This window comes from Enterobacter sp. 3U4, assembly GCF_057224565.1.
Genome location: NZ_CP136665.1, coordinates 1,548,611 through 1,565,494, shown reverse-complemented (window position 1 = coordinate 1,565,494; position 16,884 = coordinate 1,548,611). Strand labels below are relative to the sequence as shown.

At 58.1% G+C, this 16,884-nt stretch carries 13 protein-coding genes; 9 read left to right on the top strand and 4 right to left on the bottom strand.

Features of this window, described 5'->3' with window-relative positions; all coding sequences use genetic code 11:
- Positions 1 to 9 precede the first annotated feature (9 nt).
- Together RVY89_RS07360 and opgC are read right to left on the bottom strand one after the other, a co-directional pair.
- Positions 10 to 909, bottom strand: coding sequence for a hypothetical protein (locus tag RVY89_RS07360; protein ID WP_371898133.1), 900 nt, complete (start codon positions 907 to 909; stop codon positions 10 to 12).
- Positions 910 to 920: 11 nt separating this feature from the next.
- The gene (gene opgC / locus RVY89_RS07355; protein ID WP_484827361.1) at positions 921 to 2,138 is read right to left on the bottom strand and encodes an OpgC domain-containing protein; all 1,218 of its coding nucleotides are present in this window, start codon (positions 2,136 to 2,138) and stop codon (positions 921 to 923) included.
- Positions 2,139 to 2,418: 280 nt separating this feature from the next.
- Here opgC and RVY89_RS07350 point away from each other — a divergent pair, with 280 nt between their 5' ends.
- From RVY89_RS07350 to RVY89_RS07310, 9 genes are all read left to right on the top strand, one after another.
- A complete protein-coding gene (locus tag RVY89_RS07350; protein ID WP_484827360.1) occupies positions 2,419 to 4,236 on the top strand; it encodes a glycosyltransferase family 2 protein in 1,818 nt (605 codons plus the stop codon).
- Positions 4,233 to 5,552 (top strand): DUF3131 domain-containing protein, encoded by a 1,320-nt coding sequence (locus RVY89_RS07345; RefSeq protein WP_484827359.1) that lies wholly within the window; start codon positions 4,233 to 4,235, stop codon positions 5,550 to 5,552. Before RVY89_RS07350 ends, RVY89_RS07345 begins: the two co-directional genes overlap by 4 nt.
- On the top strand, positions 5,549 to 7,096 hold the full coding sequence (locus RVY89_RS07340) for a DUF3131 domain-containing protein (RefSeq protein WP_136194892.1): 1,548 nt from the start codon (positions 5,549 to 5,551) through the stop codon (positions 7,094 to 7,096). The genes RVY89_RS07345 and RVY89_RS07340 overlap by 4 nt, the downstream gene beginning before the upstream one ends.
- Complete coding sequence (locus tag RVY89_RS07335; protein ID WP_484827358.1) at positions 7,081 to 8,475, top strand: DUF3131 domain-containing protein; 1,395 nt, start codon at positions 7,081 to 7,083, stop codon at positions 8,473 to 8,475. Before RVY89_RS07340 ends, RVY89_RS07335 begins: the two co-directional genes overlap by 16 nt.
- Positions 8,472 to 8,897 (top strand): globin family protein, encoded by a 426-nt coding sequence (locus tag RVY89_RS07330; protein WP_024909518.1) that lies wholly within the window; start codon positions 8,472 to 8,474, stop codon positions 8,895 to 8,897. Before RVY89_RS07335 ends, RVY89_RS07330 begins: the two co-directional genes overlap by 4 nt.
- Before the next feature lie 11 nt (positions 8,898 to 8,908).
- A complete protein-coding gene (locus tag RVY89_RS07325; RefSeq protein WP_484827357.1) occupies positions 8,909 to 11,575 on the top strand; it encodes a hybrid sensor histidine kinase/response regulator in 2,667 nt (888 codons plus the stop codon).
- The gene (locus RVY89_RS07320; protein WP_484827356.1) at positions 11,572 to 13,746 is read left to right on the top strand and encodes a glycoside hydrolase family 2 protein; all 2,175 of its coding nucleotides are present in this window, start codon (positions 11,572 to 11,574) and stop codon (positions 13,744 to 13,746) included. The genes RVY89_RS07325 and RVY89_RS07320 overlap by 4 nt, the downstream gene beginning before the upstream one ends.
- 94 nt (positions 13,747 to 13,840) lie before the next feature.
- On the top strand, positions 13,841 to 14,128 hold the full coding sequence (locus RVY89_RS07315; protein WP_032647326.1) for a VF530 family protein: 288 nt from the start codon (positions 13,841 to 13,843) through the stop codon (positions 14,126 to 14,128).
- A 7-nt stretch (positions 14,129 to 14,135) separates the two neighbouring features.
- Complete coding sequence (locus RVY89_RS07310) at positions 14,136 to 15,428, top strand: glycoside hydrolase family 10-like protein (protein WP_484827355.1); 1,293 nt, start codon at positions 14,136 to 14,138, stop codon at positions 15,426 to 15,428.
- A gap of 39 nt (positions 15,429 to 15,467) precedes the next feature.
- Here RVY89_RS07310 and dsbG read toward each other — a convergent pair whose 3' ends face one another.
- The gene (dsbG, locus tag RVY89_RS07305; protein ID WP_484827354.1) at positions 15,468 to 16,226 is read right to left on the bottom strand and encodes a thiol:disulfide interchange protein DsbG; all 759 of its coding nucleotides are present in this window, start codon (positions 16,224 to 16,226) and stop codon (positions 15,468 to 15,470) included.
- Positions 16,227 to 16,267: 41 nt separating this feature from the next.
- Positions 16,268 to 16,879: a DsbA family protein gene (locus RVY89_RS07300; RefSeq protein WP_484827353.1), complete on the bottom strand. Its 612-nt coding sequence runs from the start codon at positions 16,877 to 16,879 to the stop codon at positions 16,268 to 16,270.
- Positions 16,880 to 16,884: the final 5 nt, after the last annotated feature.

The following is a 16,884-nucleotide window of genomic DNA, read 5'->3' as shown; positions in this document are numbered from 1 at the left end:
GTATCCCTCCTATAGCGGTAAGAACCAGATGAGGCTCACGGTCCCTTCCCTGAATTTTGCGTTACCGTTGCCGTGCCCCGGATAGCGCGTCCCGGCATAGTTTGCGTACTGGACGGAAAACGATCCCGGCGTATAGCCCGCGTAGCCAAAGCTGTAGCTGTAATCGCCGTTCCAGGGCTGCTGCTGGCTGCTGTCCGGGAACCAGAACGCCGTTGCGCGAACGAAGAAATGTTGTTTAAAGGTGTAGCCGCAGCCGCCGAGCATGACGTTTTTATTTTTGCGGATGTCATCGCTGCTAAGGTCGTAGTACCGCGGAACCCAGCTGTACCCAACCTGGCAAATGATAGAGTCCCCTTTATTAATCAGGAGCGTGTTTTCAACCGGTTTCGGTAGCGAAAACTTATAGGCAAGCGTAAAGGCGCCCTGTTCGAAATAGGTGTGTCTCCGGCTGCCCGACGTCCAGAAGTGGTTATCGCCGTAGTTGCCGTATACCAGGCTGAACGTATTGGCATGCCAGTCGTCATAGCCGAAGCTGTAGCGAAAATCGGCGGTATAGCGGGTGGTATCTCTGACCGGTAGCCGGGAGGTAATGTTGGCAAACCAGAAGCTGTAGGGCGAATACTGCAGACTAAGATTCAGCGTCTGGTTAATTTTTTTTTCCTGCGCGGCGCTGTCAGAGCTATTAGGCACGCTCACCATCTGCTCTTTCAGCCCTGAACTGAAGCTCAAAGCCCCTGAAAATTTCTTGTCATTTCCCGAGAACAAACGCCCCCACCGGCTGGTAAACACGCCTGCCTGAACGGGTTCTCCGTTCTTATCGCGCAGGGTTTCTTTATCACTGCTTTGCGCCGCCTCTGCGGCGGGGATCGCGGCGAGCAGCACGCCCGCCAGAAGCCATTTTTCGCGCATAACCGCCATCCTTAGTTAGGTATCCAGCGTGCGCCGACGTCGTATTTTGCCATCAGCCACAAAATACCCAGTGCCGCCGCATGCACTAACGTGTTCTCTATCCAGGCGTGACGCCATAAATCGAAGGTAACGAACTGGCTCACCAGCAGCACCACGTACACGTGCAAAATAAAGGTATAAAGCGAGTGCTGCCCTAGCGGGATCAGGAACCATCCCAGCAGGCGGTTGAGCGGCGTCCAGCAATACGTCAGCACCAGGTAGACGGTGACCATCAGGGCGATATCGTTTAACACCCGCACCGGGCCCAGCCCATTCTTCGCCGCCCAGGTGTGATAAAACGTATTGAAGCTGTCAGGCGGGATGACGTGCATGAGCAGTGCGGGCGGCATAAACGGGTTGGTATGGTTCTGTGCGACGAACCCAAGAATGAGCGCCACCATCACCAGCGCAACCACCACCACTTTTCCCGGCGGCGTACGGGCGAAAGAGATCAATTCGGCTTTATACCAGCCGCTGGCCATGCCCAGCACAAAGATGAACTGCCAGGCCAGCAGCGGAAAGGCAAATTCGAACTCCGACGGCGTCAGCCGAAGCGGCCACCGCTGCCACAGGCCGTACACCAACAGCGACAGCCCTAACAGCCACCAGACTTTTCCTTTCTGCAGCATCCCTAAAAAAAGGGGGCTAAAGAGCAGCAAAAAGATATACAGCCCCAGAATTTGCGTCTGATGGGGGCCGATCTGCAAATAGAGAATAATGTTGAACCAGGTCTCTTTAATTTGCGGCGTAACAGGATAAAGCGACCAGCTTTGACCCGAAAAGCGGTCGGTAAAATGGGTGACTTCGAAAACATTAATATGTGTAATATAGGCCAGGAGAATAAACGACACTATGATAATGATATTTACGCGATATATTTTCCACGCCCTGAGATAAAGCCCCCAGGAAACCGTGAGCAAAACCACTTTTTGCAAACGCGCGCGATTCAGCATTCCCAGCATAAACCCCGAGAGAATGACAAAGCCTTCTGCACCGGTAGTTAACCCAAAACGCTCCCAGGAGAATATATTAAATACCGACATCACCTCCGTATGCGCCACGACCATCATGACGAGGGCAATGCCGCGCATAAAGTCAATTCTCAGGTCCCGGGCACCTGCAACGGCATAACGCCATGCCGTTGATTTAGCGCTATCTTCTTGCGCGATCGACGGCGCAACATGGCTCATAGGGTGTCCTTTGCCTGAAAACGAAAATTAAGGTCTAAATAAAGTAGATAGCCTAAAGGAATAGTAACTGCAATTTATCGGCGACAGATGAAACATATTAAGCGGAGTTTAAGCTGAATTAACCTCTGCTACATATTAATAAAAACGCGGCTGGACACTTTTATTCGGCGTTCTACACTTATCTTAAATCTTGTTTAATCGCTATTTTCTTTCGCTTTTGGGCAACTTTCTGCGCAGCAGAATGGGTCTGCATTTTCACGGAATCAGGAACGCCGGAACTATGGATTTTTATTTTTCCCGTTTTGAACATCGTCGTCCTCCGGAGCCGTTAACAACACCGCGTTGGGTAATGATGACCTGGCAGGTGTTAGCGGTCGCGGCGCTTATCCTGGGTGCCAATTATATTTACTGGCGCTGGACCGCCTCCCTGAATACTGACGCATTATGGTATGCCATACCGCTGGTCCTCGCCGAAACCCTGGCGTGGATTGGCACCGTGCTGTTTACCATCAATTTGTGGAAAGAACAGGATCCTCCCCAGTGCCCGCCGCCCGGCGAAATCAACGAATGTTTGTCGCCAGAGGAGGCCGTAGAACCTCGTCCTGTAAAAGTGGATTTGTTCATTGCCACCTACTCGGAAGACACCGAGCTTGTCAGGCTGTCCATTCGCGACGCCCTGAAGATGGCGTACCCGTTCCCGATTGACTACCGCATCCACGTTCTTGATGACGGCCGACGCCCGGAGATGAAAGCCGTCTGCGAAGAGGAAGGCGTTAACTATATCAGCCGCCAGACCAACATCGGCTTTAAGGCCGGCAACCTGCGCAATGGCCTTGAGCAAACCGACGGCGATTTTATTGTTATCTGCGACGCCGATACCCGCGTCTTTCCCACCCTGCTCAGCCATACGCTGGGCTATTTTCGCGATCCGGACGTGGCCTGGGTGCAGACGCCGCAGTGGTTCTTCGATCTTCCGGAAGGAGAGAACTTGTCGCGCTGGGGCCAGCGAAAAGCCGGCAAAGTGGGTTACGGTCTGGGCTGGCTAATTCAAAAGTGTGTTGGCCCTGTGACAGTTGGCCGCGACCCGTTTTTTAACGATCCGCGCATGTTCTATGACGTGATCCTGCGGCGGCGCAACTGGGCAAACGCGGCTTTCTGCTGCGGCGCGGCCTCCATCCACCGTCGCGAGGCGGTCATGCAGGCCGCGCTGCGCAGCTACGTCTGGTCCGTCGAAGAGGAGATCCATCGCCATACGCGCGACATTCGCGATGACGAAACGCGTGAAGCGCTGCAGCAGGCAATGCGCCCGCACGTGGCGTTTGACACCGAGCTCACCCCCTACAAATTCCACGTCTCAGAAGATATTTACACCTCGGTGCTGCTGCACGGTGACGCCGCAAGACGCTGGCGTTCGGTCATGCACCCGCGCGTTGAGTCGAAGATGCTCTCTCCTCAGGATATGCTGACCTGGATGATCCAGCGCTTTAAGTACGCCGCCGGCTCGCTGGATATTTTGTTCCATGACAACATCTTCAGCCGTCGCCGCTTCAGGCTTTCCCTCCCCCAGACGCTGATGTATGCCACTACCTTCTGGTCGTACATGGCTTGCGTGTGGAACACGGTATTTTTGATCTCGCCCATTATCTATCTGTTCACCGGTATTCCGCCGGTATCCGCCTGGTCGACGCCGTTCTATCTCCACTTTCTCCCCTTTTTTATTTTCTCTGAACTGGCCTTTATGTTCGGAACATGGGGGATCTCGGCCTGGGACGGCAGGGCCTCTTACCTCTCCTTCTTTTCCATGAACCTGCGCGCGCTCAATACGGTGCTGCGGGGCGAGCAGATCAAATTTCACGTCACGCCAAAAGAGCGGCAGACGGGCCGTTTTCTCTACCTGGTGAAGCCGCAAATTGCCATCGTGGTGCTGACCCTCGCAGGGCTTATCTGGGGCGGTATCCAGGTGGCGCGTGGACAGGTGGACGACCCCTCCGGCTACGTCATCAATATTTTCTGGGGAGGTGTGAACATCGCCGCCATGCTGCCGCTGATTTTCGCGGCCATGTGGACGCCCGCCGAAGAGGATGAGGTCACCCAATGAGGATACGTGATGCCCTGCTGCCCGCGCGCAGCTACCTCACCATTTTGCTCGGGTTTCTGCTCGGCTTTGCCATTGTGGTCTGGGTGGAGAAACAGATGCCCACGCGCGTGGAAAGCAGCGGCGGCATCGCGCTCAGTAAAGACTTCCCTCCGCTGCCTGCAAAACGCCCGCTGACCTATGACGAAGCCATCTGGGCGCGGGTCGCCTGGCAATACTACGTGAATAATACCCAGCCAAACGGCCTGGCGAACGCCAGCGACGGTGAACCGTGGCTGAGCCTCTGGAGCGTCGGGAGCTACCTGTTTGCGACCGCTGCCGCAGAGCAGCTCAACATTATTTCCGCCGATGAGTTCGACGAAAGGATCGGCACGGCCCTGTTTGCGCTGGGGCAGCTGCCGCTCAACGAGCGAGGCCTCCCTGCCGCGTATTACCATGCGGACACCCTGAAGATCCTCGGCAAACCCGACGCCTCGGCAATTGGGCTGAGCCGCCTGCTGACGGCGCTTCAGACCCTCCTGTGGCGCTATCCTCAGCACGCGGCGGCTATCAACGATCTATTTAGCCTCTGGAACACCGGCGCACTGATTGAATATAACGTTCAAAGTCAGGCGGCCGTGCCGCTCCATCACTGGACGCTGACCGATGACGAACAGCGGGACAGCTTTGGCTACCGTCTCTATGCCAGCCATACGCTGCGCCTGATTGACAGCGCGGCAGGCCTCGCGGTGACCAACCCGCCTGAAGGGCAAAAGATGATCGATCTGGATGGCGTGATGGTGCCCGATGAGGGTCTACGCACGCCCTGGGGCAAGCAAACCTCCCTGATCAGTCTCCCCTATCTGTTAACCGGTCTTGAGCTGGGCTTTGACGCGCAGAGCGCTGAAATCGCGTGGCGGATTATGCAGATCCAGCAGCGGCGCCATAGCCTGCGCACCCCAAAACCGCCGGTCAGCACCGATTATGCCGAACCGGCGCCGGATTACGTCAACGATCTGCCGGACAGGCAGCCGGTTCAGGCGCGTAACCTGCGCGACGAGGTGCCGGAGAAAGTGGCGATTACCTCCACCCGCACCGCGTTTGCCTGGTATGCCCTGTTCCGCAACGGCTGGAGCGAAGCGCTGCGCCAGCAGGTTCTGGCCCTTCAGGTGCCGGGTAAAGGCTGGCAGCGCGGGTTAAATCTCAACAACAGCGTCAATGCCGTCGTGGACGCCGATACCAATGCTATTGTGCTGGAAAGTTTGTCGTATATCGCCCATGGCCAGATGCTCTGTCTGGCCTGCCTCTACACTTCCCCCTCAGCAGGAGCAACGCCATGAAGCCACGATCCCCGATCCTTTTCCACCTGCTCACGGGAATAACGATCTGCTGGCTGGCGTTATCGACCGTGCGTGCGGATACCGAGCTGCCTGCATCAGGTTACTCCCCGCGCAGCGGCGAGCTGACGGCCCGGGAGATGACCATTGCGAAAAACGCCTGGCAGTATTTCGTCACCAACTATCAGCCCACGACGGGCCTGGTGAATGCGGTCAACAAATATCCCTCCACCACCATGTGGGACAGCGCCTCCTATCTGGCCGCCCTGACGGCGGCGCGCGAGTTGGGGATCGTTGATAAAGCGGAATTTGACCGCCGGATGCTGAAATTCCTCGCCACGTTAAACACCCTGGTACTGTTTCGCAACGAGCTGCCCAACAAGGCCTATAACACCATCAGCGGTCAGAAGGTGGACTACACCAACAAGCCCGGCGAAATTGGCTTCTCGGCGCTGGATATCGGGCGAATGCTGGTCTGGCTGAAAATCATCAAAGAGCGGTACCCGGAATACGGCAACAGCATTGATAACGTGGTGCTCGGCTGGGATTTCAGCCACGCGATCGATCCCTGCGGCACGCTGTACGGCGCCTATCTGGAGAACGGCCAGCCGAAATATGTTCAGGAAGGTCGGCTGGGCTATGAAGAGTACGGCGCGGCCGGTTTCCAGCTGTGGGGGTTTAATACCTGCAAAGCCAGCCGTCCGCAGCCTTACGAGCTGGCCGAGATCTACTGCGTGCTGGTCCCGTACGATACGCGCGACCCGCGCAATACGTCGCAGCATAACTACGTGGTGACGGAATCCTATCTGCTCTACGGGCTGGAGTTCGGCTTTGATAAACCGACCGACCGGGATAACGCCCCGCGCGACTACTCCCTGACGTGGATGAAAAACTTTGCCGACCGCGTTTATCAGGCGCAGGAGAACCGCTATACCATTACCGGCGTCCTTACCGCACGCTCCGAGCACCAGCTCGATAAGGCCCCTTACTTCGTCTATGACACCGTCTTCAGCGACGGGTACAACTGGAACACCATTACCGATAAAGGCCAGTTTGTCCCTAACGCTGCCGCGATATCGCTGAAGGCGGCGCTGGGCATGTGGGTGTTGTGGAACTCCCCTTATACCGACCGCCTGCTGAATACCATTGAGAATGCCAACGAAGAGGGAAAAGGCTACTACGAAGGTCTGTATGAAAACGGTGACGGGCCGATCAAAGAGTTCACCGCGAACAATAACGGCATCATGCTGGAGGCCCTGTTGTTCAAAAAAGAGGGAAAACTGCTGGCCTTCAACACCGACAACCCGAAGAGCAAGGATTTTGCCCCGTCGCTGTGGGATCAAAAGCTGCTCGACCAGTTTGAAGAGAACAACGCGCTGCGCAGCCGTCCGTTCCTGACCAGCACACCTGCCGTAAAAAGCTGGTGCGACCGGACCGGCGTCACGCAGCGTACCAAACCCGCCTGTCAGGCCTGCCAGTGCGCGTCATGCAGCGCGGACGAGCCCGTTAAACTGCCTCCGGTGACTGCGCAATGCTTAAAACCTTAGCCAGAGGGCTAGCGGGATTACTCCTCGCAGGCGCGATCGTCTTTGCTCTGTTTGGCCATCAGGGAGCAGGCTGGCGCTGGCTCATCAATGGCGGCTGGCACTCCAGCGCGCGTATTGCCGCCCTGACGCCGGAAGAGCAACAGTGGGCGGCGATCGCCTGGCGCTATTTCGTCAATAATACCCAGCCGCAAACGGGGCTGGTCAACGGGAGCGACAAACAGCCCCGCGTCACGCTCTGGCAAATGGGCGATACGCTTATCGCCCTGCTGGCGGCAAAAGAGCTGGGGCTTATTGATGATGCCGAGTATGACGCTCGCTTAACCCGTATCATGGGCACCCTTAATCGCCTGATGCTGACCGATGCCCGGACGCCGGGCCGACTCTATTCCAGCCAGACGGCGACGCCCGTCGACTTTAGCGGCAAGCCCATCAAAAATGGATGGTCCGCGCGCGATATGGCGCGTCTGATGCTCGCCCTGCGCCTCACCGCAGAGCGGGAACCGCAGTACAGCGAATACCTCGATAAAATTATCCTGCGCTGGAATTTCTGCCCGGTCATCGACGGCGAAGGCGAACTGTGGTCATCTTCCCTGCAAAACGGTCAGCCGGTGGTGCGCGAGGAGTTGCGCCTGGGCGAGAGCGAATATGCCGCGACGGCGTTTCAGCTGTGGGGATTTTTTCCGGATAAAGCGTTTTCGCCCCCTGCGCACCACGTCATCATCGCCCAGCGGCGTCTGGCCGTCGATGCCCGGGATCCGCGCACCACGTGGCAGCCCTCCCTGATCACCACCCTTCCCTATATGCTGCCGGGTCTGGAGTTTGGCTGGGAGCCAGAAGGCGTTGCGGCCGATCTGCAAAAGCGTCTGCGCAAGCAGGCCGAAAACGTCTGGCTGAGCCAGAAGACCCGCTGGGAGACCGATAAGATTCTGACGGCCAGGGCAGATTTCTCGCTCCCGCAGGCGCCCTGGCATATCCAGGATACGGTCTGGGGAAATGGCTACGCCTGGAACTCTGTCGCCGACGATGGCCGGGACTACACCCGTTTTGCACAGGTATCGACCAAAGCAGTCTTTGCCCTGTGGGCCCTGTGGGACACCCCGTACACCGACGTGCTGATGACGGTCACAAAACACCTTAACGATCCGCAGAAAGGCTGGTACGAGGGCCGTCAGGAAGCCACGGGCGATACCAACGCTGCGTTAACCCTCTCCACCAATGCCACGGTTCTGGAAGCACTTTTCTTTAAACACAACGCCGGGCCGCTGTTTGACGTTCGTCGGTCGAAGAAAGAGAGCTATTTTTCACGCCGTCTGGCAGAGGAATACACGCCCATCGGGCACTGTCTGCCGGGCGAAAGCGCCATAAGGAGGACGCCGTGAAGTTTTATCGCGATCTGTTTGAATCCAGCCTGAACCGCGTCTTTCCGAATAATGAAAAAACCGCGTTTTTTCAGACGTTCTATGACGCCTTCGTCCACATGTCACCCGAAACTGAGGCGCATTTTTCTCGTCTGCCGGATCGGGAAGGTCAGCAGACCCTGTTTAAAAGCTTCTTCGCCATGCTTGCGGTGGACGGCGCTCTGATCGTCCCTGATTTTCTCGAACGCCTGGCGCGGGAGCAAAGTGACGACGGTCTCCACCTCCCCCCGCGATTTTTTGCCCTGTGGCGCGAAGCGATGTTGAACGCGGTGAGCGAACGCGATCCGCAGTGCGACGATGAGATCCTGACGGCCTGGGCCATGGCGATCGCGCCTGGGCTGGAATATCTGCGCCGACAGGCAGAACTGCACTACCGCGCGTAAGGAGGATCACGATGAGTTCGTTCACGTACGATCTTAACGCGCTGCCGGCCGCCGTCATGATTTATGACCGCGAGGAACGCCTGCAGGCCTGGAATCACAACGTTGTCCTGTTTTATCCGGTCATCACCCCGTGGCTGAAGGTAGGGACGACCCTTGAGGCGCTGGCGGAACGCTTTATCGATGCCGTTTACAACGTCGACCCCGGCCTGCGCCAGACGCTGCGCGAGTCGATCGCGCGTAACTGTCGGCAGGATAAACACTGCGAGGTGCGGCAGACAGGCCAGCGGCGGATCTTCGTCCAGCATCAGCGGCTTGCGGACGGCGGCATTGTCAGCCTGCACAGCGATATTACGGAGCTGGATGAAGCGCAGCGCGCGCGCCACCAGCTGCATGATGATTTTCTGCTGACGGCGGAATCCATTCATATCGGGATCTGGGACTGGCAGGTTTCCGACGACACGCTCCAGGTTAACGACACCCTGCTTGCCATGCTGGGCCAGTCGCGCACGCAGTGGCGTTATCCGGTGCGTTTTCTGCTCAATCAGGTCCACGAGGACGATCGCGCACCGCTGCGCAAGGCGCTGCAGGCTTCTAAGCAGGATCACCGCCCGGTCTTTGAATGTGAAATTCGCGTGCATCACCCTACCGAAGGGCTGCGCTGGATGCTGCTGTCCGGCCAGGTGGTCACGCTCTCCATTGAGGGAAACGCCGAGCGCGTCATTGGCACGCTGCAGGATATTACGCGGCGCAAAGAGGCTGAAATTCAGGCGTTCGCCTCGGCCCTTGAGGCACAAAAAGCCAATGAGGCGAAAAGCGCGTTCCTGGCGAATATGAGCCATGAAATTCGTACCCCGATGAACGGCATTATTGGCATGACCCAGCTGTGCCTGGATACGTCTCTCAGTGCCGATCAGCGCGATTATCTGACGCTGGTAATGAGTTCTGCCCAGTCTCTTCTGCATATCATCAACGATATTCTCGATTTTTCCCGTATCGAAGCCGGCAAAGTGGAGCTGGAGACGGACCCCGTGCCTGTTCGCCCCTTCATTCAGTCGCTTATTCGTCCGCACATGCCGGGGGCGAGCGAAAAAGGTATCGAGCTGCTGGTTGATATTGCGCCCGACGTCCCCGACGTGCTGCTGGTCGACGGCGCGCGGCTGCGCCAGATCCTGACCAATCTGCTGGGTAACGCGCTGAAGTTTACCCATCAGGGAGAAGTGATCCTGGTTGTTGAACCCGGCGATAGCGCGGATCGATGGCGTTTTGGCGTGCGCGACAGCGGCATTGGCATACCGGCAGATAAGCAAAAGGCCATTTTTGAAGCCTTCAGCCAGGCGGATAACTCAACCACCCGCCGCTACGGCGGTACGGGGCTCGGTCTAACCATTTCTGCGAGGCTGGTTGCGGCGATGGGGGGCGAATTAACGGTCTCCAGCGAGCCGGGAAAAGGCAGCGAATTTTCGTTCTCGCTGCCGCTGGCGGCACAGACCCTTGCGCCCGGAGAGCGTCCACATAGCCATCGCTTTAACGGTGAACCCGTGCTGGTAGTTGATGATAACGAGACCAACCTGCGGCTGCTGGCAGCAATGCTAAGCCAGATGGGGCTGAAGCCCACCTGCGTTAACAACGCCAGCGAGGCAATCGCCCGGGTTAAAGCTGGAACAGTATGGCCGCTGATCCTGCTGGACGCGCAGATGCCGGATATGGACGGCGTGTCTCTGGCCCTTGAGCTTTCAGTTCTGCCGCAGGTTGCTGAAAGCCATATCATCATGCTGAGCTCCATGAGCCGCCATTTTGATATCAATATGCTGAAGCGGATCGGGATCAAGAACTATCTGCATAAGCCTATCGCCCAGGATGAATTACATCAGGCGATTGCCGCCGCGTTTGAACATTCGCCCGCGCCCGCGGGTGAAAGCACGCCCGCGCCTGTCGTCTCTCCAGGGGCTACGGAACTACGGATCCTGCTGGCTGAAGATAATCTGGTTAACCAGAAGGTCGCCGCGCGCCTGCTTGAGCGGCTCGGGCACACCTGTCAGATCGTCGATAATGGCGTCGCGATGCTGGAACGCTGGCGCGCGGGCGCGTGGGACGTTTTGCTGATCGATCTTCAGATGCCGGAGATGGACGGTGAGACCGCCATTCGCCTGCTTCGTGAAGAAGAACGGTCCCGGCCCGGCCCGGCGCAGCCCACCGTCGCTATGACCGCACACGCCATGCAGGGGGACAAAGAGCGCTGTCTTAACATGGGTTTCGACGGCTACATTGCCAAACCCATCAGCCAGGAGCGTCTCGCTGAAGAGATTGCTCGCGTGCTTCAGCGTCACGAAGATTCCTCCGGTCTTCCGGATGAAGCTCGCCTGCTGAAGCAGTGCGCTGACGATCCCGCCCTGGTGCAGGAGCTGCTCGCCCTGTTTGGCGAAGGGCTGGAGGAGGCCATGAAGGCCATCACCCGGGCTATCGACAGCGGCGATCGCGACGCGCTGCGCCGCGCGGCCCACAAGCTGCGGGGAGAAGCCGTCACCCTGGACTTCAGCACGCTCGCACAGCAGCTGCAGGTGCTGGAAAGCGACGCACACGCTCTGGATGGGCAACGGCTTGCGGCCCTGAATGAAAACCTTCGCCAGGAATCGCAGCGCCTCACGGCCTGGCTCGCCGCACGCGGGGTAAACGCATGATGACTCGCAGCTGCGCGCTGTTTTTTGCCCTCTTAACCACCCACGCGGTAGCGAACTCTGTGCCGGTCAGCTGGTCTCTGGCCGGAGAATGGCAGGTTCAGGATGCCAATGACAGCGCACATCCGGCCGCATCAGGCTGGCGCCCGCTTCAGGTTCCTGCAAACTGGTACAGCGCCGGGTACGATCGCCAGGGCGCGCTGTGGTATAAGCACGCGTTTTCCCTGCCCGTGCAGCCGCCTGACGTGATGAGCACCCTGGTGTTTGACGGCGTCGATTACCTTGCAGAGGTGACGCTGAACGGCCAGCCGCTGGGCAAGCACGAGGGCTATTTTCAGCGCTTTTCGCTGGATGCCAGCCCCGCGTTACAACGTCACAATAAGCTCGTGGTCAGGGTGGACAGCCCTTACGAAGATCCCACTAAGGTCTGGCCGCTGCATAAAACGCTCATGAAGGGGATCCTTAACCAGCATGACACGCGCCCCGGTGGGGCCTGGTCGCCCCAGGGACAGGACGCCAACTCTGGCGGCATCTGGGCTCCGGTCAGGCTGCATCTTAGCCGGGGCGCTACCCTTGATGAAACCATCCTGCGGCCCGACTGGACGCAGGGGCTGACTCGCCCGGCGTTAAAGGCGGAGATTCGCTATCGCGCGCTCGGTCAGGGCCCGGCGAACGTGCGGCTCACCGCCACGCCCGCCAATTTCAGCGGCAAGCGCTATCAGGCTGATTTTCCGGTCACCCTCGAAAGCGGCGCCCATTCCGTTCAGGTGACGCTGCCCATGCCGAAGGCAAAACTGTGGTGGCCCGTCGGCACGGGGAAACCGCACCTGTATACCATTCGCGTGGCATTACGCGATGAAAACGGCGTGATGGACACGGCGGTGACCCGCACCGGGCTGCGCAAGATCGTCGAGCAGCCCGACAATAAGGGCTGGCTCATTAACGACAGACGCCTTTTTATTAAGGGCAGCAATTACATCGGCTCCCCCTGGCTCAGCACCATGACGCGAGAAAAATACCGTCGCGATCTTCGTCTGGTGGAAACCATGAACGCCAACGCCATACGCGTGCACGGACACGTTGCCGGGCGCGCGCTGTATGACGTTGCCGATGAGATGGGGATGATGATCTGGCAGGACGTCCCGCTGCAGTGGGGCTACGACAGCCGCGACGCCTTTACGAAAAACGCGGTTCGCCAGACGCGGGAGATGATCGAACAGTTTGGCAATTCCCCCGCCATCATCGTCTGGGGCGGGCATAACGAACCGCCGTGGAATTCGCCGTGGATGGAAAAACGCTTCCCGGACTGGAATAAAGATCTGAATCGCGAGCTCACGCAGCGGGTAGCGGATACGCTTGCCGAAGATACCTCCCGCATCGTGCATCGCTTTTCCGCCGTTGAGGAGCATTACTGGGCGGGCTGGTACTTCGGTACCGTGCGCGATCTGCTGACGCCTGCCAAAACGGGGATCATTACCGAGTTCGGCGCGCAGGCGCTTCCCCGCCTGTCAACGCTAAAAACCATCATCCCGGCGGCGTCTCTCTGGCCAAAAACCACCGCCGCTGACGATCCCGGCTGGACCGTCTGGAAATACCATAATTTTCAGCCCTTCCAGACCTTTAAGTTTGCCGGTATTCCACGCGGGAAGAATATTCAGGAGATGATTCGCAATACCCAGGCGTATCAGGCGCGGCTGGTGGCCACGGCGGCCGAGAGCTATCGCCGACAGCGCTACCAGCCGGTGACGGCCCTGTTCCACTTCATGTTCGTGGAAACCTGGCCCTCCATCAACTGGGGCGTGGTGGACTACCTGCGTAAGCCTAAGGCCGGGTTTTACGCGCTCCAGCGCGCGTACCAGCCTGTTTTGCCGTCCATTGAACCGGTCACGGCGCAGTGGCAATCCGGGGCGGCGGCGACCGTGCGTCTGTGGGCCATCAACGACACCTGGAAACCGTGCCGCGATTGCCGTCTGACCTGGCGCATCACCCAGCGCGATAAGGTGCTGGCAAAAGGCGCGACGACGATGACGATCGCAGCAGACTCGGGAACGATGGTTAAAACGCTTACGGCCACGCCCGCGGGCCAGCATGACGTGTCGATTCGGTTTACGATTGAAAACAGTGCGGGAAAAATTGTCGGTGAAAATCAGCGCACGGAGTCCGTCATAAAGTGAGCGAGGGGAAAAGGAAAATTGCCGCTTCCCCTGCTTTCTTGTACCCTTTGAGCGTTTATCCCAATCCTCTAAAAATCGAGACATCCGGACGCCTATGACTGCACATATTTCCAAAGATCCTTTGCATGGCGTAACGCTGGAGATGATGGTCAACGCCCTGGTGGCGAAATATGGCTGGAGCGAGTTGGGCGACCGCATAAAAATTAACTGTTTCAGAAAAGACCCCAGCGTTAAATCGAGCCTGAAATTTCTGCGCCGCACCCCGTGGGCGCGCGCGGAAGTGGAAGCCCTGTATCTGGACTCTCTCAACGATGAGGGAAATACAGAGCAGGCGGCGCCCGCCTTTAATCCCTGGGCCAACAGTCGGATTATCAAGAGCTAATACGCAAATGACGCGACACGTAAAACGGATCGGCGCGCTGGCTGCCTGCGCGCTTTTACTTGTGAGCTGCTCCTCAAAACCACCGAAATCGCTGGTTACCCCTCTCCCCACCGTCAGTAAACCGACGCCGCAGGCAAACGAGCCGATGCGCGGCATCTGGCTGGCGACCGTCTCGCGTCTCGACTGGCCCCCGGTGGCCTCGGTGAATGGTCGCAGCGCGGACCAGCGCATCGCGATGCAAAAGCAGGCGCTGATCGCAAAGCTCGACAACCTTAAGCACCTCGGCATCAACACGGTCTTTTTCCAGGTGAAGCCGGACAGCACTGCCCTCTGGTCATCAAAGATTTTACCGTGGTCAGACATGCTGACGGGCAACATCGGGGAGTATCCGGGATACGACCCGCTGCAGTTTATGCTTGATGAAGCGCACAAGCGCGGCATGAAGGTTCACGCCTGGTTCAACCCCTATCGCGTGTCGACCAACACGAAGCCGTCCACCATCGCCGCGCTAAACCGGACCGCCTATCAGAGTCCGTCCAGCGTCTATGTCCAGCATCCGGAGTGGGTGCGCATCTCAGGCGACCGCTTTGTGCTCGACCCGGGCATTCCCGACGTGCGGGACTGGATAACCAAAGTAGTTACCGAAGTGGTGGCGAACTACCCGGTAGACGGCGTGCAGTTTGATGATTACTTCTATGCCGAATCGCCGGGATCCGCGCTTAATGATTCGCAGACCTGGAGGCAGTACGGCCAGGGATTTGCCTCAAAAGCCGACTGGCGAAGGCACAACACGCAGCAGCTGATCGTACAGGTCTCCCGCGCGATCAAGCAGACAAAGCCCAACGTGGAGTTTGGCGTCAGCCCGGCGGGCGTATGGCGTAACCGATCCTTTGACCCGGCTGGCTCCGACACCCGCGGCGCCGCGGCCTACGATGAATCCTTCGCCGATACGCGTCAGTGGGTGCAGCAGGGCCTGCTGGACTACATCGCTCCTCAGATTTACTGGCCTTTCTCCCGGGATGCCGCGCGCTACGACGTGCTGACCAAATGGTGGGCCGAGGTCGTGAAGCCGACCCACACTCGCCTGTATATCGGCATTGCGTTCTATAAGGTGGGCGAGCCGTCGAAAAACGAGCCGGACTGGACGGTTCAGGGCGGCGTGCCGGAGCTGAAAAAGCAGCTCGACCTCAACGATTCGCTGCCCAACGTCAACGGCACCATCCTGTTCCGGGAAGATTACCTGAACCAGCCGCAGACCCAGCAGGCGGTAAACTACCTCCGTGGACGCTGGGGTAGCTAAGTGACGACCAGGCAGAAACGCACCGTTTCTGCCTGTTTTTTACGGCTTCGGCCCGAACATCGCCTCAAGCTGCTGCGCATCCGGCATCCCCACCACCTGCTGCAGCTCGTTTTCCGCATTCAGATAGTAAATGGCCGGCGTGGCGTTAGCGCCCAGGCTGTCCATCAGCGCCTGGTGCTTCTGCAGTATCGCTACCGTTTCGCGGGACGCCTCGCCTTCAGGCTTGGGTAATTTTTTACCGCCGGAGAGCTCATATTCGCGCCAGGCCGAGACCGGATCTTTCGCATTCAGAATCGCTGAGGCGTTACGCCCGCTGTTGGGGTTGAGGAACGCCACCAGCAGCGTGTTGAGCTGAACCTTACTGGCCTTCACCCACGGCTGCGCTTCGGCCCAGAACTGCTTGCAGTACGGACAGAACGGATCGGCAAAAACAAAGACCTTACGCGGGGCGTTATCCGCTCCTTCCTTCAGGGGATGCGCCGCGCTGAGGTTCTTCCACATCTCGCGACCCATCGGGGCGTAGATCTCTTTCTGGAAATAGCCTTCGCTGAGGTTTTTTCCTTTGTCATCGTACAGATAGCCCGAAATGACATGTTTGCCGTCCGGTGTTAAAAAGAGCGTCACGCCCATATCCTGATACTGCCCCAGCCAGGCGGGCGCGCCGCCGGGTGCATCCAGCTTCTTGATGATTTTAATATTCTGCTGCTCGCTGAAGTGCTTCACCACATCCGGTATGGCTTCAGCCGCCTGTACCAGCCCTGACGTCGCCAGCGCTGAAAGTAACAGTAATTTTTTCATTTCCCTCTCCGGTTTGTCGGGGGCATTCCGCCCCCTTCAGGTTAGCGGTTTTTCAGTGCTTCAATGACCATTTCGTCGAACTGTTCGTAAGGCACCCAGCCGGGCAGCAATCCCTCGCCGATAAGCGTGGCGGGCGTGCCCTGGATCCCCATTTTTTCCGCGACGATGAGGCTGCGCCTGATCGTCAGAAAACTCTCCTCGTCCGGCGTCGGCACGCTCACGCCCGCCCGCTTTTGCGCCTCCTGAATGCTGGCGTCATCGTGGTACCCCTTTTTCGCCATCAGGGTGTGGTTCAGCTTCATAAACTGCTCAGGATGCGCACGCCAGACGGTTAACGCGTCTCGTGCGGCGGTCAGCGAACTTTCCGAGCGGAAAGGTAAAAACTTAAAGACCACCGCCACGTCAGGGTGTTTTTCGACAATTTTCTCCAGGTAGGGATCGAATTTTTTACAGTACGGGCAGTTATAGTCGGTAAACACCACCAGGGTGAGCTTTGGGTTTTTCGCGCCGATGCGCGGGGAGTTTGGATCGTTAAACAGGAAATCAGCAATCGTCTTCTGCGCGCGCTGCTCCTGTTCCGGCGTCAGCGGCTGGGCGGCAAACACCTGAAGCGGGGCCAGCAGGAGCAGAAGCGTAATAAGGAATTTTTTCATGACAC